Below are 18,246 nucleotides of genomic sequence, written 5' to 3' on the forward strand. Positions count from 1 at the left end.
CTACACTCGCCCCTGTGCCTGGACATTCCCGAGGAAGGACCATCCTCTGCAGTCTGGTGCTCGCCGCCGGCGGCGTACTCGTCGCTGCGCCGTCCGGCACCGCTGATCCGGGGGTAGCGGCCGCTCCGATCGTGCACCGGTTGCGGGTGCACGACAAGGCTGCGGTGAACTACGCCTACTGGACGCGGTACGCCGACCTTCGACGGGTGCGCACCGGATTCACCGGAAGCGTCCTGGGCTGTCTGCCCGGCACCGACTCCCCGGCGTCACTGACCGCGACGATGCGGGCGATCAATCTCATGCGTGGCCTGAACCACCTCGACCCGGTGACCTTCTCCGCGCGACTCAACGACCGGTCGATGTTGACCGCACTGATGATCGCTGCGAACCGGACGCTGAGCCACTACCCCGATCAGAGCTGGCTCTGCTACACCCGCGCAGGCGCACGCAACGCGGCCGACTCGAACCTGGCCTACCGGTACCCACGGATCAACCCGGTGGGCGTGGTGAGGATGTACATGACCGACGACGGAGCGGAGAACCGCAGCGTCGGCCACCGACGCTGGCTCCTCTACCCGTTCACCACGACGATGGGGTCCGGGACCACCCACACGACGAATGCGATGCACGTGCGTGGCGACACCACACGCACCCGCCACAACCCGGCCTGGGTGTCCTGGCCGAGCCGCGGCTGGTTCCCGGCTCCGCTCGTCCCGGGACGGCGCTGGTCACTCAGCTCCGGGCACCGCCACGCCGACTTCAGCCACGCGCGGGTCCGGGTGCACCGCAACGGCCACCGGGTCCGGGTCTCGCGGATCGCCGCCGGCGACCGGTACGGCATGCCGACGGTCGTGTGGCACCTGCACGAGCGGATCCACCCGCGGGCCACCTACCACGTGGTGGTCCGCAACGTCCGCATCCACGGTCGGTCGGTCGATCGCTCGTACTGGGTGGAGCTGTTCAGGCCGAGACGCTGACCCGGCTGCCCAGCGGGAAGGACCGCGTGGTGTGCCAGCCGGTCACCTCGTCGTGCAGGTAGAGGTGGAACGCACCGGCCTCGAAGCTGCAGTCGTAGTCACCGAGATCGGCGAAGGCCCGGTCCAGCAGCGCGTCCTCGACGTCGTGGGCCACGGTGACGTGCGGGTGGTAGGGGAACCGGAGATCGGCGGCCAGCGGCCCGGTGCGCACCCGGGCGGTGAGCTGCTCGCATTGGGAGATGCCCTCCACCACGACGACGAAGACGACCGGTGAGATGGGCCGGAACGTGCCGGTGCCGCGCAGATGCAGGGTGAACGGCGCCGACTCCGAGGCGATCGACTCGAGGTGCTCGACGATCCCGGGCAGGTCCTCGTCGGCGACCTCGTACGGCGGCAGCAGCGTGACGTGGGTGGGGATCAGCCGCGCCGACTCGTCCCCCAGCGCGACCCGGTAGTCCTGGAGCAGGCTGCCGTGCGGGTCGGGGACCGCGATCGAGACACCGATGGTGGACATTGACCGCAGCCTAGTCGCGTCCCGAGCCGATCCGGATCAGCCCGACACGGTCGTAGACGTCGGAGAGTGTGCGGCTCGCCACCTCGCGCGCCTGCGCAGAGCCGCGCTCGAGGACGGCCTCCAACTCGGCACGGTCATCGAGCAGCTCGAGGGTCCGGCTGCGGAAAGGGGTGACGAAGTCGACGACCACCTCGGCGAGGTCCTTCTTGAAGTCGCCGTAGCCGCGGCCGGCGTACGCGTCCTCGAGCTCGGGCACCGTGCGTCCGGACAGCGAGCTGTAGATCGTGAGCAGGTTGGAGACGCCGGGCTTCTCCTCCGGATCGAAGCGAACCTCGGAGCCGGAGTCGGTGACCGCGGAGCGGATCTTCTTCGCCGACACCGACGGCTCGTCGAGCATGTCGATGATCCCGGCGGCGCTCGACGCCGACTTCGACATCTTCGCGGTGGGGTTCTGCAGGTCGTAGATCTTGCCGGTGCTCTTGAGGATGTAGGGCTCCGGCAGCGGGAACGTCTTCTTGTAGCGGTGGTTGAACCGCTGCGCGAGGTCGCGAGTCAGCTCGAGGTGCTGGCGCTGGTCCTCGCCCACCGGGACGTACTTCGGCCGGTAGAGCAGGATGTCGGCAGCCATCAGCATCGGGTAGGCGAACAGCCCGACCGAGGCCGCGCCCTCCCCGTCCTTGCCGGACTTGTCCTTGAACTGGGTCATCCGACGTGCCTCGCCGAAGCTGGTGATGCACTGCAGCACCCATCCGAGCTCAGCATGCTCGGGCACGTGGGACTGCAGGAACATCGCGGAGCGCGCCGGGTCGACACCGCTGGCGATCAGCTGCGCGGCGCAGGCCACGAACCGCTTGCGCAGCTCCTTGGGGTCCTGCGGCACCGTCAGGGAGTGCAGGTCGGCGATGAAGTAGAACGCCTCGTGCCCGTCCTGCAGGCTGGCCCACTGCCGCAGCGCACCCAGGTAGTTGCCGAAGTGGAACGAGTCACTGGTCGGCTGGATGCCGGACAGCACGCGCGGCAGGGCTGCAGGGGTGGTGGACATGGCCGCCATTCTCTCAGTCGTCCGCGCCGCACAACGCCGGTGGGTCGATGCAACCTGGTCGGCCCCTGGTGAGTCGCACAGGTGAGAGTGTGAGGCGAGGAGGTGCGATGTCGGGCGAGGATCAGCTCCGCGATCTGTACGACGCGTCGTACCCCCGACTCGTCGGCCAGCTCACCGCCTTCACCGGCAGCCGCGCCGAGGCCGAGGACGTGGTGCAAGAGGCCTTCGTCCGGGCGCTCGGCCGCAGCCGCGGCTTTGCCCGCGTCGACAACCCCGAGGCCTGGCTGCGTACCGTCGCGGTCAATCTCGCGCGGAGCCGCTGGCGGCGGGTACGACGCTTTGCCGGCCTGCTTCCCGATCTCGTCCCGGACCAGCACCCCGACCTCGGTCCCGACCGGGTGGCGCTGCTCCACGCGCTCGAGGCCCTGCCCGCGGCGCAGCGCGAGGCGATCGCGCTGCACCATCTCGCCGACCTCCCGGTCGCGGACATCGCCTCGGCGCTGGGAGTACCGGTCGGCACCGTCAAGGCACGGCTGTCGCGCGGCCGGGCCGCGCTGGCGGACCTGCTCGCAGACGACCCCGAGGGGGCTCCCCGTGCCTGACTTCCCTGACCTCGTCACCCCGGCCACCCGGGCCACGAAGCCGCCACCGTTCGAGTCGCTGGTGGCCCGCGCCCGGGTCCGACGCCGGACCCGGGTCGCGACCACGCTGACGTTGGTCGTGGTCGCGGTGGTGGCGATCGCCGCCGGCTCGGCACTGGCCGGGCGACACGCCACGACACGACCGATCACCCCGCCGACGCCGAGCCCGGACGCTCGCACCGCCGCGATCGTGCGCACCGGGTCACTGGTGAGCTATGCCGCTGCGCCCGACGGCTCCGTGCTCACGGTCTGGCAGAGGTGTGCGCGCGGTGACGCGCACTGTGCGGCGGCATGGCGGTTGACGACACGTGCGGGAAGCTGGTCCGGCTTGGCCCACGGCTCCGAGCCGTTCGCCTACGCCGCCGGCAACGCGTTCGTGGTGACGAGCTGGGACCGACTGGGGGACGTGGTCGACAACGACGGGACCGCAAGGCCGCTGCGCCATGTCCGCTCGCTGGTGCCGGCACGCGGTGACGTCACCGTGCGCAGCGCGAAGGGTCTGCTGCTCCTCGATCCGCGCACCGCGGCTGTGGCGGAGCTGCCGCTGCCTCCGGGTGCCGACGCGCTGGCCGAGGCGACCGTGGACGTCGACGGCACCGTCTACGCGCTGCCGGCCTTCGCCGGGCCGGGGAAGGTCTGGGTCGCCCGATTCCGCGACCGACACTGGACCCACGTGGTGCTCTCCCACGGCGGGGCACGGGGCACGATGCCCGGCTACGTGGTCGCCTCAGGCAGCCACGCAGCCGCGCTCTCGAGCTTCGACGGCGCGACCATCCTCCCCGTCGGAGTCCTCGGCGTGACCGCGGACGGAGGCGACACCTGGACGATGCTCACGAAAAGCGCGCTGCCCTTCGGCGCAGTGGACTCGATGGCCGCCACATCCGGCGGAACCCTCTACCTCACCACTCCGGACGGCGAGGTGTACCGGAGCGCCGAGCCGAACTGGACACGGTTCGAGCGCGTCGCCGCCCCGAGACGAACCGGTGAGCTCCAGGGTGTCGGCGACCAGGTCGTGGCGCGCATCGGCACGGCGAAGCATCCACGGCTGATCGTGTTCGATGACTCTGGCTGGCACCCGTGGCCCGCGGCGCTGCGTTGAGGCGCTGGTCACCGGACGACCACCGGTGAAACCGCGTTGCGCCCGTGCCGCCTCGGTTGGCAGGGTGCGCCCATGACGGTTCCGGTGCTCACCGATGGCGGCGTGACTCTGCGCCGCCATACCGACGACGACATCGATCGCTGCTTCGAGCAGTGCGTCGACCCGCTCAGCGTGGAGTGGACGACGGTGCCGACGTCGTACACCCTCGACGACGCCCGGCGGTTCGTCCGGCACGCGATGCCCGGCGGTTGGGCGACCGACCAGGAGTGGGGCTTCGCCGTCGAGTACGACGGCCGGTACGCCGGCACCATCAGCCTGCGCCCGCACCACGGCGGGGAGGGCGAGGCCCGGGCCGAGGTAGCCTACGGCTCGCACCCCGACGTGCGGGGCACCGGTGCGATGGAGCGCGCGCTGCGGCTGTTGCTGGAGTGGGGGTTCTCCGAGAAGGGCCTGCACACGGTGATCTGGTGGGCCAACGAGGGCAACTGGGCCTCGCGCCGGCTGGCGTGGCGGGTGGGGTTCGACATCGTGCCGGGCGTGGTGCGGCGCTGGCTGCCGCACCGTGGCGAGCTGCGGGACGCCTGGGTCGGCACCCTGCTGAGCGACGACGACCGAAAGCCGCGCGGTCCCTGGCTGGACACCCCGGTGCTGCGCCTTGACGGTCTCACGATGAGGGCTCCCGAGGACCGCGACGTCCCGCGGATCGTCGAGGCCTGCTCCGACCCGGTGAGCAGGCACTGGCTGCGGCACATGCCCGACCCCTACGGTCCTGCCGACGCCCGCGCCTGGATCGAGAGCCGTCGCGCCGGCGCGGCCCGCGGGGACGTCGTGACCTGGGCGATCACCGACGCCGCCACCGACCTGATGCTGGGGGCGCTGAACCTGTTCTCCATCGACCGCGAGGACGGGCAGGCGGAGGTGGGCTATTGGGTGCATCCGGACGCACGCGGCCGCGGGGTGGCCAGCACCGCTACCCGGGCCGCCTGTCGGCACGCCCTCATTGACCTCGAGGACGGCGGCCTGGGGCTGACCCGGGTGGATGCGATCGCCGCGGTCGACAACCACGCATCGCGCGGCGCCCTGCGCGGAGCCGGGATGCGTGAGGTGGCCACCGAGCGCTCGGCGATGATCATCGCCGGCACGCCTACGGACGCGGTCCGCTACGACATCGTCGCAGCGGATCTCAACGCGGACTGACCGTCACCGTCACCGTCGCGGCACCCGGCGACTGGCTGACGGCGAGCCGCGGCGCGTTCGGCGCGGACACGACGCTGCCGCCGACCACACGAGCGGTGTAGCCACGGGGGTACTCGATGACAGGGGTGGCGATCGTGCTCCGCGCTCCGGCCGAGAAGCGGCCGTTCCCGAGGGCTCGTCGGGTCGACCAGGTCGCGGAGAAGACCGAGGACGTCCGGTCGAAGGAGTACGCCGTCGGCGTCCCCGCTACCGCGACCGGGTGTGGCACCGCGAGGGCGCGGAGCTTGTCGGTCTCGACATTGGCGCCCGACGGCGGCTCGGCGGGATCCAGCACCAGTGCCTGTTCCGCGCCCGGCCCCGAGGTGGTCGGGTCGCCGCAACCGCAGTAGGCCCAGTAGGTCCAGCCGACCCGGTGGGTGGCCGCGCGGTTGACCATGTCTGCCAGCACGGTCTGGTCGGTGGTGGCCCCGAACTCCGTGAGCAGCGGGGTCGCCCCGGTCAGCTGCAGCTGGCGCTCCATGCCGTTCCACACCCGGTTGTTCAGCACGTTGCACGCGGCTCCGGTGAGGTCGGTGCGCTGCACCTTCAGGGAGTGCGACACGCAGTAGTCATGGAAGGAGAACCCGAGGTCGGCCCCGGTCGGCCGGACGAACGTGCTGACCCCGCTGTTGAACAGCAACGTCGGCTCGTAGAACACCGGCAGCCGCGGTTGGACCGTGTGCACCGCGTCGATCACCTTCTGGCTCATCCGCTGCACCTTGGCGTCCAGCGAACGACACCCGAGCGGGATGCAGGTCGCGTACGCCGTGCCGGGCCACGGCTCGTTGAACACATCGATGCCGAGCAGACCGGGCGTGGTCGCCATGAACGCGACCACGTGCCGCCAGGCCGCGGCGTAGTGGTCGACCAGGCCGACGCCGTCCGGCGCCGCAGCGTTGTTCCAGAAGTGGTCGTAGGCGCGGTTCATCGCGGGGTTGAGGAAGTAGTTCGCAGGGAAGCCTGCCTGCGGCTGGTTCGGCACGCCCTGGTCGATGACCGCCCAGTCCGGTGCGCCCTCGCCCTGGAACCTCTCGTTGTAGAGGTCCTGATGGAAGTCCAGCAGGCTGCGGATGCCGTGTCTGGCCAAGGTGCGCACGGTGGCCCGGATGTGGGCGAGATAGTCGTCGTCGTACTCCCCTGGTCTCGGCTCCACGGCCTTCCAGATCAGCCCCAGCCGGACGGCGGTGAAGCCGTTGCGCTGAAGGAACGCCGCGTCGTCGGCGCCGAACCCGGCCGCGTCCGGACGGTACGGCGCGAGCTTGTAGACCATGTTCACCCCGGCGGTGATCAACGCTCGGCCTTGGCTGTCCACCAGGAAGCGGCCCGCGGTCTGCGGTCGCGCTGCCGACCTCGAGGTCGAGGCTGTCTCGGCCTGCACCTGCGCCTGCAGCGCGGCGACCATCGCGAGCCCGACCAACCCGGCCAGCACGGCCAGCGCACCACGTCGTCCCATGCCTCGCCCAACGACGCGGCCGTCGGACCGGTTATGCGGCAACCGCGCGGCGTAGGTGCAGCAGGGCGGAGGCGAGCAGGACGAGGAGGCCCGCGACCGAAAGGCCGACCCCGACCAGCGCGGGATCGCGGTAGCCGCCGCTGGCGCTGACCACGATGCCCCCGAGCCAGGCGCCGAGCGCGTTCGCGATGTTCAGTGACGCGTGGTTGAGCGCGGCGCCGAGCGTCTGGGCCTCCCCCGCGACGTGCATCAGCCGCAGCTGCAGGTTGACCACGAGCACCGACCCGAGGGTGGTGATCGCGAAGGTGACCGGCAGCGCCCACCAGCCGTACGGCGCGACCGCCCAGAAGACCAGCAGCACCAGGCCCATCCCGGCCGACCCGATCGCCAGCGACCGCATGATCGACCAGTCGGCAAGCTCGCCGGCCACCCAGGTGCCGAACACCATCCCCAGCCCGAAGGACAGCGTGAAGACCGGGACCACCGACTCCGAGAGGCCGCCGACCCGGGTCACGGTCGGGGCGATGTAGGTATAGACGGCGAACATCCCGCCGAACCCGACTGCGCCGATGAGCAGGGTGAGCCAGACCTGGGGTTCGGCGAAGAGCCCGAGCTCGCGGCGTCCGGTCGCGTGACGGTCTGCGGGCATCGCCGGGATGAACGCGCGGACCAGGACGATGGTCAGCAGGCCCAGGGCCGCGACCAGGACGTAGGCCGCGCGCCAGCTCAGGTCCTGACCGAGCCAGGTCCCGGCCGGGACACCGAACACGTTGGCCACCGAGAGCCCGAGCATCACCAGCGCGACCGCCCGGCCCTTGCGCCCCGGGGCGGCCAGGGATGCGGCCACCAGGGAGGCGACTCCGAAGTACGCTCCGTGCGGCACCCCGGAGAAGAACCGGGCGATGAGCAGCAGTCCGTAGCTCGACGCCAGGGCGCTGGCGGCGTTGCCGACCACGAAGGCGACCATCAGCGCGATCAGCAGCCCGCGCCGCGGCAGTCGGGCGCCGAAGTACGCCAGTACCGGGGCGCCGATCACCACACCGAGGGCGTACGCCGAGATCGCGTGGCCGGTCGTCGGGATCGACTCGTGCACTCCGTGCGCGATCTGCGGCAGCAGTCCCATCGACACGAACTCGGTGGTGCCGATCGCGAAGCCGCCGGTGGCGAGCGCGAGAACGGCCGCCCCGAAGTGGGCGCACGGCGGGGTGCCGGATCCGTCACTCGACGCCGCGGTGGAACGAGGCGCGTGAGGGCGCGGGCTCGACGGTGTGGTCACCTCATCGGCAACCGTGCTGCGACGACGGCCAGTCCTCAGGGTGCGGTCCTCACAGGGCGGCCAGGATGTCGTTGAAGGTCTTCGACGGACGCATCACCGCGGCGGTCTTCTCCGCATCGGGGCGGTAGTAGCCGCCGATGTCCACGGGCGATCCCTGGACGGCGACCAGCTCATCGGCGATGGCAGCGGCGTTGTCGCGCAGCTTCGTGGCCACGTCCGTGAACGCCGAGGCCAGATCGGCGTCGTCGTCCTGCGATGCCAGCTCCTCGGCCCAGAAGAGCGCCAGGTAGAAGTGGCTGCCGCGGTTGTCGGTGGTGCCGAGCTTGCGCCCCGGCGAGCGGTTCTCGTCGAGGAACGTCGCCGTCGCCCGACCGAGCGTGTCGCCGAGCACCTTGGCGCGGGCGTTGCCGGTCGCCTCGGCGTACTTCGCGAAGCTCTCCGCGAGCGCGAGGAACTCGCCGAGGCTGTCCCAGCGCAGGTAGTCCTCCTTGACCAGCTGCTGGACGTGCTTGGGCGCCGAGCCGCCGGCGCCGGTCTCGAACAGGCCGCCCCCGGCGATCAGCGGCACCACCGAGAGCATCTTGGCCGAGGTGCCGAGCTCGAGGATCGGGAAGAGGTCGGTCAGGTAGTCGCGCAGCACGTTGCCGGTCACCGAGATGGTGTTCTCGCCCTTGCGGATCCGCTCCAGGGAGTAGGCCGTGGCCAGCTCCGGGCTGAGGATCTTGATGTCCAGCCCCGAGGTGTCGTGGTCGGGGAGGTAGGCCTTCACCTTCGCGATCAGCTCGGCATCGTGGGCCCGGCTCTCGTCGAGCCAGAACACGGCCGGGTCGCCGGTGGCTCGTGCGCGAGTGACCGCGAGCTTGACCCAGTCCTGGATCGGGACGTCCTTGGTCTGGCAGGCGCGCCAGACGTCACCCGCCTCGACGTCGTGCTCGATCAGCACCTCGCCGGCTGCGTTGAGCACCCGCACGGTGCCTGCGACGGGGATCTCGAAGGTCTTGTCGTGCGAGCCGTACTCCTCGGCTGCCTGCGCCATCAGCCCGACGTTGGGCACCGACCCGATCGTCGCCGGGTCCAGTGCGCCGTTCTTGCGACAGTCGTCGATGACCGTCTGGTAGACGCCGGCGTAGCTGGAGTCCGGGATCACCGCGAGGGTGTCGTGCTCGGCGCCGTCGGGGCCCCACATGTGGCCGGAGGTGCGGATCATCGCGGGCATCGACGCGTCCACGATCACGTCGGAGGGGACGTGCAGGTTGGTGATGCCCTTGTCCGAGTCGACCATGGCCAGCTCGGGACCGGCCGCGATCGCGGCGTCGAACGCCGCCTTGATCTCCGCGCCGTTGGCCAGGGAGTCCAGGCCGGCGAGGATGGATCCCAGGCCGTCGTTCGGGCTGAGCCCTGCCGCGGCCAGGTCGGCGCCGTGCCTCGCGAAGACGTCCGGGAAGAACGCCTTCACCACGTGGCCGAAGATGATCGGGTCGGAGACCTTCATCATGGTCGCCTTGAGGTGCACCGAGAAGAGGACGCCCTCGGCGCTCGCGCGGGCGATCGCGTTGCGCAGGAACGCCTCGAGGGGGGCCGCCTGCATCACGGTGGCGTCGACCACCTCGCCGGCCAGCACACCGATGCCGTCCTTGAGCACGGTGGTGGTGCCGTCTGCGGCCTCGAGCTCGATCCGCAGGGTGTCTGCCGCCTCGAGGACGACCGACTTCTCGTTGGAGCGGAAGTCGTGCCCGCCCATCGTGGCGACGTTGGTTCGCGAGTCAGCGCTCCACGCGCCCATCGAGTGCGGGTGCTTGCGGGCGTAGCCCTTCACCGCGTCCGGTGCGCGGCGGTCGGAGTTCCCCTGCCGCAGGACCGGGTTGACCGCGCTGCCCTTGACCTTGTCGTAGGCCGCGCGGACCGTGCGCTCCTCGTCGCTGCCCGGGCTCTCCGGATAGTCGGGCAGGTCGAAGCCCTGCGCCTGGAGCTCCTTGACCGCCGCCTTGAGCTGCGGGATCGATGCGCTGATGTTGGGCAGCTTGATGATGTTGGCCTCGGGCCGCTCGGCGAGCGCGCCGAGCTCGGCCAGGGCGTCCGTCCCGGCACCGGCTCGACGCTGCTCCTCGGTGAGCCGGTCGGGGAAGCTGGCCAGGATCCGGCCGGCCAGCGAGATGTCCCGGGTCTCCACCGAGACGCCGGCGCTGCCGGCGTACGCCTCGACGATCGGCAGGAAGGAGTACGTCGCCAACAGCGGCGCCTCGTCCGTCAGGGTGTAGATGATCGTCGAGTCCGCCACCGGTTGTTCCTCTTCTCGCGCCGTGAATGTCTTGATCTCAAGATATCTCCCGGGCACCGGACCGGTGCGACCCGGGTCTGGTGCCATCCTGCCCGAGGCCGGCCCCTGCGCGCGAGGCCGGCCCCGGAAGGGGATCGAGGGCGGATCAGTGCAGGTCGAACCGGTCGCGCTCCATCACCTTGGTCCACGCCGCGACGAAGTCCTTCACGAACTTCTCCTGGGAGTCGGTGGCGCCGTACACCTCGGAGATCGCACGCAGCTCGGAGTTGGAGCCGAACACCAGGTCGACCGCGGTGGCGGTGCCGCGCAGGTCGCCGCTGGCCAGGTCCCGGATCTCGTAGACGTTCTCCTGGTCCTGCGAGGCCTTCCACTCCGCGCCCGGGGCGAGCAGGGTGGCGAAGAAGTCGTTGCTGAGGACCCCGGGCCGGTCGGTCAGCACGCCGTGCTTCGTCCCGCCGTTGTTCGTGCCCAGCACGCGCATGCCACCCACGAGCACGGTCATCTCCGCAGGCGTGAGCCGCAGCAGGTTCGCACGGTCGACCAGCAGCATCTCGGGCTGCAGCTTCTCCCCCGCCGCCAGGTAGTTGCGGAAGCCGTCGGCACGCGGCTCGAGCACGGAGAACGACTCGACGTCGGTCTGCTCCGCGGTCGCGTCGGTGCGCCCCGCGCGGAACGGCACCGTGACGTCGACGCCGGCGTCCCTCGCCGCCTTCTCGACGGCCGCACAGCCGCCGAGCACGATCAGGTCGGCCAGCGACACCCGCTTGTCGTTGCTCTGGGCGGCGTTGAACTCCTGCTGCACCTGCTCGAGCCTCTCCAGCACGGTGGCCAGCTCGGCGGGCTCGTTGCCCTCCCAGCTGCGCTGCGGCTCGAGGCGGATCCGGGCACCGTTGGCACCCCCGCGCTTGTCGGTGTCGCGGTAGGTCACCGCGGCCTTCCATGCGGTCGCGGCCAGCTGGCCGACGCTCAGGCCCGAGTCGAGCAGCTTCGCCTTCAGCGCGGCGATGTCGTCGTCACCGACGAGCTCATGGTCGACGGCCGGGACCGGGTCCTGCCAGATCTGCGGCTCGGGAACCCACGGGCCGAGGTAGCGGGAGACCGGGCCCATGTCACGGTGCAGCAGCTTGTACCAGGCCTTGGCGAAGGCCTCTGCGAACTCGTCGGGATGCGCCAAGAAGCGCCGGCCGATCTTCTCGTACTCCGGGTCCATCCGAAGCGACAGGTCGGTGGTGAGCATCGTCGCTCGGCGTCGCTTGTCGGGGTCGAACGGATCGGGCGTGGTGTCGCCGCCCTCCTTGGCGACCCACTGCTTCGCGCCGGCCGGGCTGTCGGTGAGCTCCCACTCGTTGCCGAAGAGGATCTCCAGGAACCGGTTGTCCCACTGCGTGGGGGTGTCGGTCCAGGTCACCTCGAGGCCGCTGGTGATCGTGTCGGCGCCCTTGCCGCTGCCGTACGTGCTCTTCCAGCCGAGTCCCTGCTGCTCGATCGGAGCGGCCTCGGGCTCGGGACCGACGTGGTCGGCCGGCCCCGCGCCGTGCGTCTTGCCGAACGTGTGCCCGCCGGCGATCAGCGCGAAGGTCTCCTCGTCGTTCATCGCCATCCGGCGGAACGTCTCCCGGATGTCACGCGCCGCAGCGATCGGGTCGGGGTTGCCGTTGGGGCCTTCGGGGTTGACGTAGATCAGGCCCATCTGAACCGCGCCGAGCGGGTTGGCCAGCTCGCGGTCACCGCTGTAGCGCTCGTCGCCGAGCCAGCTGTCCTCGGGACCCCAGAAGATCTCCTCGGGCTCCCAGATGTCCTCACGCCCGAACGCGAAGCCGAAGGTCTTGAACCCCATCGACTCCATGGCCACGTTGCCCGCGAAGACGAGCAGATCCGCCCAGGAGAGCGACCTGCCGTACTTCTGCTTGATCGGCCAGAGCAGCCGCCGACCCTTGTCGAGGTTGGCATTGTCGGGCCAGCTGTTCAGCGGCGCGAACCGCTGCGAGCCGTCGCCGGCGCCACCGCGCCCGTCGGCGATCCGGTAGGTGCCTGCCGAGTGCCAGCTCATCCGGATGATCAGGCCGCCGTAGTGACCGAAGTCGGCCGGCCACCAGTCCTGCGAGGTGGTCAGCACCTCGACGATGTCGCGCCGCAGCTCGTCCAGATCGACCTTCTTGAACTCCTCGCGATAGTCGTACTCCCCCAGCGGGTTGGACCGCTCAGAGTGCTGGCGCAGCACCTGCAGCGGCAGCTGGTTGGGCCACCAGTCGCGGTTGCTGCTCGGTCGCCTCCGCTTCGGCTCGGGTGACGCAATGACCGGGTTCTCGCTCTCGCTGCCGTGCTCAGACACGTCGGTTGCTCTCCTGTCTCGCTGCTCGCGCCCCGAGGTCGGGGTCGCTGTTCGTTGCTGGGTGGTTGGTTGCTGGGTGGTTCGTTGCTGGGTGGTTCGTTGCTGGGTGGTTCGTTGCTGGCTGGATCGTTGCTGGCTGGTGCGTCTCTGGCCGGCTGGTCTCCGGGCCGTTGACCGCGGGGCTCCGCGGATCCGCACCCTCGGTGATGCAGTCGGGGCAGGTCCCCCAGTACACGACCTCGGCCTCGTCGATGACGAAGCCATGGGTCTCGGAGGCATCCAGGCACGGACGCTCGCCGACGGCGCAGTCGACGTCGGCCACGGTGCCACAGCTGCGGCACACGACGTGGTGATGGTTGTCGCCGACCCGGAGCTCGTAGAGCGCCGCCGAGCCCGCCGGCTCGATCCGGCGGACCAGTCCCGCGCCGGTGAGCGCGCGCAGCACGTCGTACACGGCCTGGGTGGAGATCCGGCCCAGGCTGAGCCGCGCCAGCTCGCCGAGCCGGTCGGCGTCGGAGTGCGGATGGTCGGCCAGGCCGGTCAGCACCGCGACCCGCGGTCCGGTGACGCGCAGGCCGGCCCCGCGGAGCAGGGCTGCCGGCTCGGTGGTCACGACACCGACTCAATCACCCTTTCTGGAATCATTCAAGATGCTGGTTCGAGTCCAGCCGCCAGACCCGGTACGCCGTGCCGCGGGCGCTGCGCTAACGTCGAGCCGTCCCCCGGCGCGCGTCCTCGCGGCCACGGGACATCGTCGTTGCGAAGTCGTCGTCAGCAGTCAGGAGCGCACGTGTCCACCACTCCCCTCAAGGTCGCCGTCACCGGCGCCGCCGGCCAGATCGGCTACAGCCTGCTCTTCCGCCTCGCCAGCGGCGCCTTGCTCGGGCCGGACCGCCCGATCGAGCTGCGTCTGCTCGAGATCACCCCGGCCCTGAAGGCGCTCGAAGGCGTCGTCATGGAGCTCGACGACTGCGCCTTCCCCACGCTCGCGGGCGTGCAGACCGGCGACGACCCCGAGAAGATCTTCGACGGCGTGAACCTCGCTCTGCTCGTCGGCGCCCGCCCGCGCGGTCCGGGCATGGAGCGCGGCGACCTGCTCGAGGCCAACGGCGCGATCTTCACCGCCCAGGGCAAGGCGCTGAACAAGGTCGCGGCCGACGACGTGCGCATCGGGGTGACCGGCAACCCGGCCAACACCAACGCCCTGATCGCGATGACCAACGCCCCCGACATCCCTGACGAGCGGTTCTCGGCGCTCACCCGGCTCGACCACAACCGGGCGATCTCGCAGCTCGCCGCGAAGACCGGCGCCGCGGTCACCGAGATCAAGAAGATGACGATCTGGGGCAACCACTCCGCCACCCAGTACCCCGACGTGTTCCACGCCGAGGTCGGCGGCCGCAACGCTGCCGAGGTCGTCGGTGACCAGGGGTGGATCGAGAACGACTTCATCCCGACCGTGGCCAAGCGCGGCGCCGCGATCATCGACGCGCGTGGCTCGTCCTCAGCAGCGTCGGCCGCCTCGGCGACCATCGACGCCGCCCGGGACTGGCTGACCGGCTCGGCCGAGGGCGACTGGGTCTCGATGGCGGTCAAGTCCGACGGGTCGTACGGCGTCCCCGAGGGTCTGGTGTCGTCGTTCCCGGTCACCACCAGCAACGGCGACTGGGCGATCGTCCAAGGTCTCGAGATCGACGACTTCTCCCGCGCCCGGATCGACGCGTCGACCGCCGAGCTCGCCGACGAGCGCAGCGCGGTCACCGAGCTGGGCCTCATCTGACCCCGGGCCAGCCCCGGGTCAGCGGGGCTGGTTGGGGATGTTCACCGCGAGGATGATCGCCAGCACACCGACGGCGGCCAGGGCGGCCACGTCGAACCACTTGCTGCGCACCCGGAGCATCCCCCCGTTGAGGTCGCTGAGCACCAGCCGCGCCACCGCGCCGAGCAGCAGGCCGGCCCCCACCACGACGACGCCGTTGCGCCATGGGCCGAAGGCGACCACGCCGAGTCCGGCCAGGCAGATCGCGAGCACCGCGAGGTAGACCGCGCCGCCCCACGTCGACGGCCGACGTCTCGGCGCGGGCTCCGGCACCGGCCCGGGCACCCCCGGGACGGGGGTGCCGGGCGCCGGCTGGGCTGGATCGGGCTGGGCAGGATCGGGCTGGGCAGGATCGGGCTGGGCTGGCACCGTCAGCCAGCCGCCTGCTCGGCGGAGCGCACCACGTTGGACAGCAGCATCGCGCGGGTCATCGGGCCGACCCCGCCCGGGTTCGGCGACACCCAGCCCGCCACGTCGTGCACCTCGTCGGCCACGTCGCCGGCGATCTTGCCGTCGACACGCGAGACACCGACGTCGAGCACCGCCGCGCCGGGCTTGACCATCGACGCGCTGATGATCCCGGGTACGCCGGCCGCGGCGACGATGATGTCGGCCGATCGGGTGTGCGCTGCCAGGTCGCGGGTCCCGGTGTGGCACAGCGTCACCGTGGCGTTCTCGCTGCGCCGGGTCAGCAGCAGCCCGAGCGGCCGCCCCACGGTGAGCCCGCGGCCCACCACCACGACCTCCGCGCCGGCGATCTCCACACCGTGCCGGCGGAGCAGCTCGATCACGCCGACGGGCGTGCACGGCAGCGGCCCCGACTGGCCGAGAACCAGCTTGCCCAGGTTGACCGGGTGCAGTCCGTCGACATCCTTGTCGGGGTCGACCCGCGACAGCAGCGCGAACTCGTCCAGCCCGGTGGGCTGCTGCACCAGGAAGCCGGTGCAGGCGGGGTCCGCGTTGAGCTCGTCGATCACCGCCTCCACCTCGGCCTGGGTCGCGGTGGCCGGGAGGTCACGCCGGATCGAGGTGATGCCGATCGAGGCGCAGTCCTTGTGCTTGGCGCCGACGTACCAGCGCGAGCCCGGATCGTCGCCGACCAGGACCGTGCCGAGCCCGGGGGTGACGCCCTGCTCCTTGAGCTTGGCGACGCGCTCAGCCAGCTCCGCCTTGATGGTGCGCAGGGTGGCCGTGCCGTCGAGGATCTGTGCGGTCATGAGGTTGCTCCCTTGCGCTCAGTGGAAGAAGTGCCGCGTGCCGGTGAGGTACATCGTCACGCCGGCCCTCTCGCAGGCCTCGACGGTCAGATTGTCACGGACTGAGCCGCCGGGTTGCACGATCGCCCGCACACCGGCGTCGAGGAGCACCTGGGGCCCGTCCTCGAAGGGGAAGAATGCATCGGAGGCGGCGACCGAGCCGACGGCGCGGTCCCCCGCCCGTTCGACAGCGAGCTTGCAGGAGTCGACGCGGTTGACCTGACCCATGCCGACGCCCACGGAGGCGCCGCCCGAGGCGAGCAGGATCGCGTTGGACTTCACCGCTCGCACGGCCCGCCAGGCGAACGCGAGGTCGGCCAGCGTCGCCTCGTCGGCCGGCTTACCGGTCGCGAGTGTCCAGTTCGCCGGGTCATCGCCGTCCGCCTGGAACCGATCGGCCTGCTGCATCAGCAGGCCGCCGCAGATCTGCTTGAACTCCACCCCTCGGCCGCCGTGGCCGCTGGTGCGCAGGATCCGGATGTTCTTTCCGCCGCGAGGCAACGACTGCAGGGCCTCGACCACGCCCTCGTCGTACGCCGGCGCCACGATCGCCTCGGTGAACGTCTCCTCCATGGCCGTGACCATGGCCAGCGACACCGAGGTGTTGACGGCGATCACTCCGCCGAAGGCGGAGGTCGGGTCGCAGGCGTTCGCCTTCACATAGGCGTCGACGACATCTGAGCCGACCGCGATGCCGCACGGGTTGGCGTGCTTGATGATCGCGACGCAGGGCTGGTCACCGTGGTCGTACGCCGCCCGCAGCGCCGCGTCGGTGTCCTGGTAGTTGTTGTAGGACATCTCCTTGCCGTGCAGCTGCTCGGCCGTGGCGAGGGAGTCATCACCGTCCGGACTCACGTAGAGCGCGGCCGACTGGTGGGCGTTCTCGCCGTAGCGAAGGGTCGCCTTCTTCTCATAGGCCGCACCCACCCAGGCCGGGAAGCTCGACCCGTCGCTGGTGTCGGCGAGCACGCTGCCCATCCAGGACGCGACGGCCACGTCGTACGACGCGGTGTGCGCGAACGCCTCGGCGGCAAGCCGCTTGCGCTGCTCGAGGGTGAAGCCGCCGGCAGCGACCGCGGCCAGCACGTCGGGGTAGCGCGTGGGCGAGGTGACGATCGCGACAGAGGGGTGGTTCTTCGCGGCGGCACGCACCATCGAGGGGCCGCCGATGTCGATCTGCTCGACGCACTCATCGGCGCTCGCGCCGGACTGCACGGTGTCGCGGAACGGGTAGAGGTTCGAGACCACGAGGTCGAAGGGCTCGATGCCCAGGTCGGCGAGCTGCTGGACGTGACTGTCCAGGCGCCGGTCGGCGAGGATGCCCGCGTGCACCTTCGGGTGCAGCGTCTTGACCCGTCCGTCGAGGCACTCGGGAAAGCCGGTGAGGTCCTCGACACGGGTCACCGGTAGCCCGGCGCCGGCGATCAGCGCGGCGGAGCCGCCGGTGGAGACCATCTCCACGCCGGCCTCGTGCAGGCCACGGACGAGCTCCTCGAGCCCGCTCTTGTCGTAGACCGAGACCAGGGCGCGCCTGATCGGGATCCTGTGCTCGGCGTTCGTGGGGTCGGTCATGGGTGCACTCCTCACCTCGTCGGATGAGGGCACCCAGGCGTTCGATGCACGCTCGCTGCCTCTGAATTCCACAGAGCACTCCCCGGTGGTCGTCCCACCTGCGCCAGTCGTGTGAGGCACACTCTAGGACAGATCAGCCGCCGAACCGAACCCGGCGGCCCTCGATCCTGAATCCCTCCCGCGCCATCCGGCCGACAGCCTCGACCAGCATCGACCGCTCCGCGGACTTGATCCGCTCGTGCAGCGTCTCGACGGTGTCGTCGTCCTCCACCCGCACCGCCCGCTGGTCCACGATCGGTCCGGTGTCGACCCCATCGTCGATCACGAACAAGGTGCAGCCGGTGACCCGGACGCCGTACTCCAGGGCGTCCCGCGGGCCGTGCATGCCGGGGAAGGAGGGCGACAGCGCCGGATGGGTGTTCACCGTGCGGGCGCCGAGCGCGGGCAGGTAGGAGGAGCCCAGCAGCTTCATGAAGCCGGCCAGCACCACCACATCGGGCCGGTACGACGAGACCTCGCCGGTGACCGCGGCGTCCCACTCCGCACGGCTGGGGAAGTCGTCGACCCGGTGCACGAAGGTCGGCACCCCGGCCTGCTCGGCCCTGGTCAGAGCCTGGATGCCGTCACGATCAGCGCCGACGGCGACCACCTCGGCGCCGTACGACGGATCCGCGCAGGCATCGAGCAGCGCCTGCAGGTTGGTGCCGGAACCCGAGACGAGGACGAGCAGACGTGCGGTCACCCGCAGAGG

At 70.7% G+C, this 18,246-nt stretch carries 16 protein-coding genes and 1 riboswitch; of the genes, 5 read left to right on the plus strand and 11 right to left on the minus strand.

The genetic code is table 11. The features are described 5' to 3' along the window. Positions 1-14: 14 nt before the first annotated feature. Positions 15-977: a CAP domain-containing protein gene (locus tag Q9R13_RS07690; protein WP_310964489.1), complete on the plus strand. Its 963-nt coding sequence runs from the start codon at positions 15-17 to the stop codon at positions 975-977. Here Q9R13_RS07690 and Q9R13_RS07695 read toward each other — a convergent pair. Both Q9R13_RS07695 and trpS read right to left on the minus strand, forming a co-directional pair. Continuing rightward, on the minus strand, positions 961-1,491 hold the full coding sequence (locus tag Q9R13_RS07695) for a 2'-5' RNA ligase family protein (protein ID WP_310964490.1): 531 nt from the start codon (positions 1,489-1,491) through the stop codon (positions 961-963). The two genes, Q9R13_RS07690 and Q9R13_RS07695, sit on opposite strands and share 17 nt — an antisense overlap. 10 nt (positions 1,492-1,501) lie before the next feature. Continuing rightward, complete coding sequence (gene trpS, locus Q9R13_RS07700; RefSeq protein ID WP_310964492.1) at positions 1,502-2,542, minus strand: tryptophan--tRNA ligase; 1,041 nt, start codon at positions 2,540-2,542, stop codon at positions 1,502-1,504. 98 nt (positions 2,543-2,640) lie between these two features. Here trpS and Q9R13_RS07705 point away from each other — a divergent pair, with 98 nt between their 5' ends. The 3 genes from Q9R13_RS07705 to Q9R13_RS07715 all read left to right on the plus strand — a co-directional run bounded on the left by Q9R13_RS07705 (position 2,641) and on the right by Q9R13_RS07715 (position 5,470). Next, complete coding sequence (locus Q9R13_RS07705) at positions 2,641-3,135, plus strand: RNA polymerase sigma factor (RefSeq protein ID WP_310964493.1); 495 nt, start codon at positions 2,641-2,643, stop codon at positions 3,133-3,135. Further along, the gene (locus Q9R13_RS07710; RefSeq protein ID WP_310964494.1) at positions 3,128-4,273 is read left to right on the plus strand and encodes a beta propeller repeat protein; all 1,146 of its coding nucleotides are present in this window, start codon (positions 3,128-3,130) and stop codon (positions 4,271-4,273) included. Before Q9R13_RS07705 ends, Q9R13_RS07710 begins: the two co-directional genes overlap by 8 nt. Positions 4,274-4,345: 72 nt before the next feature. Next, positions 4,346-5,470 carry a GNAT family N-acetyltransferase gene (locus Q9R13_RS07715; RefSeq protein WP_310964495.1) on the plus strand — a complete coding sequence of 375 codons (1,125 nt, stop codon included), beginning with the start codon at positions 4,346-4,348 and terminating at the stop codon, positions 5,468-5,470. Here Q9R13_RS07715 and Q9R13_RS07720 read toward each other — a convergent pair. From Q9R13_RS07720 to Q9R13_RS20350, 5 genes are all read right to left on the minus strand, one after another. Continuing rightward, positions 5,457-6,962: a cellulase family glycosylhydrolase gene (locus Q9R13_RS07720; RefSeq protein WP_310964496.1), complete on the minus strand. Its 1,506-nt coding sequence runs from the start codon at positions 6,960-6,962 to the stop codon at positions 5,457-5,459. The two genes, Q9R13_RS07715 and Q9R13_RS07720, sit on opposite strands and share 14 nt — an antisense overlap. Positions 6,963-6,993: 31 nt before the next feature. Continuing rightward, a complete protein-coding gene (locus tag Q9R13_RS07725) occupies positions 6,994-8,238 on the minus strand; it encodes an MFS transporter (protein ID WP_310964497.1) in 1,245 nt (414 codons plus the stop codon). 49 nt (positions 8,239-8,287) lie between these two features. Then, positions 8,288-10,516, minus strand: a complete 2,229-nt coding sequence (locus tag Q9R13_RS07730; RefSeq protein WP_310964498.1) for an NADP-dependent isocitrate dehydrogenase — start codon at positions 10,514-10,516, stop codon at positions 8,288-8,290. Positions 10,517-10,661: 145 nt separating this feature from the next. Further along, a complete protein-coding gene (gene katG, locus Q9R13_RS07735) occupies positions 10,662-12,848 on the minus strand; it encodes a catalase/peroxidase HPI (RefSeq protein WP_310964500.1) in 2,187 nt (728 codons plus the stop codon). Further along, entirely contained in the window at positions 12,841-13,461 is a 621-nt protein-coding gene (locus Q9R13_RS20350; RefSeq protein ID WP_310964501.1) for a Fur family transcriptional regulator, read from the minus strand. The genes katG and Q9R13_RS20350 overlap by 8 nt, the downstream gene beginning before the upstream one ends. Positions 13,462-13,638: 177 nt before the next feature. Between Q9R13_RS20350 and Q9R13_RS07745 the strand changes: the two genes are divergently transcribed. Next, on the plus strand, positions 13,639-14,628 hold the full coding sequence (locus Q9R13_RS07745) for a malate dehydrogenase (protein ID WP_310964502.1): 990 nt from the start codon (positions 13,639-13,641) through the stop codon (positions 14,626-14,628). A gap of 18 nt (positions 14,629-14,646) precedes the next feature. On the opposite strand, the gene Q9R13_RS07750 is transcribed toward Q9R13_RS07745, so the two are convergent. The 4 genes from Q9R13_RS07750 to purN all read right to left on the minus strand — a co-directional run bounded on the left by Q9R13_RS07750 (position 14,647) and on the right by purN (position 18,237). Continuing rightward, on the minus strand, positions 14,647-15,036 hold the full coding sequence (locus tag Q9R13_RS07750; protein WP_310964503.1) for a DUF3017 domain-containing protein: 390 nt from the start codon (positions 15,034-15,036) through the stop codon (positions 14,647-14,649). A gap of 2 nt (positions 15,037-15,038) precedes the next feature. Beyond that, positions 15,039-15,884: a bifunctional methylenetetrahydrofolate dehydrogenase/methenyltetrahydrofolate cyclohydrolase gene (locus Q9R13_RS07755; protein ID WP_310964504.1), complete on the minus strand. Its 846-nt coding sequence runs from the start codon at positions 15,882-15,884 to the stop codon at positions 15,039-15,041. Between the two features lie 18 nt (positions 15,885-15,902). Then, positions 15,903-17,495: a bifunctional phosphoribosylaminoimidazolecarboxamide formyltransferase/IMP cyclohydrolase gene (gene purH / locus Q9R13_RS07760; protein WP_310964505.1), complete on the minus strand. Its 1,593-nt coding sequence runs from the start codon at positions 17,493-17,495 to the stop codon at positions 15,903-15,905. A gap of 24 nt (positions 17,496-17,519) precedes the next feature. Beyond that, positions 17,520-17,616, minus strand: a riboswitch (ZMP/ZTP riboswitch). A 12-nt stretch (positions 17,617-17,628) separates the two neighbouring features. Then, entirely contained in the window at positions 17,629-18,237 is a 609-nt protein-coding gene (gene purN, locus Q9R13_RS07765; protein ID WP_310964506.1) for a phosphoribosylglycinamide formyltransferase, read from the minus strand. Positions 18,238-18,246 lie beyond the last annotated feature (9 nt).

The organism is Nocardioides marmorisolisilvae (genome assembly GCF_031656915.1).
GTDB lineage: Bacteria > Actinomycetota > Actinomycetes > Propionibacteriales > Nocardioidaceae > Marmoricola > Marmoricola terrisoli.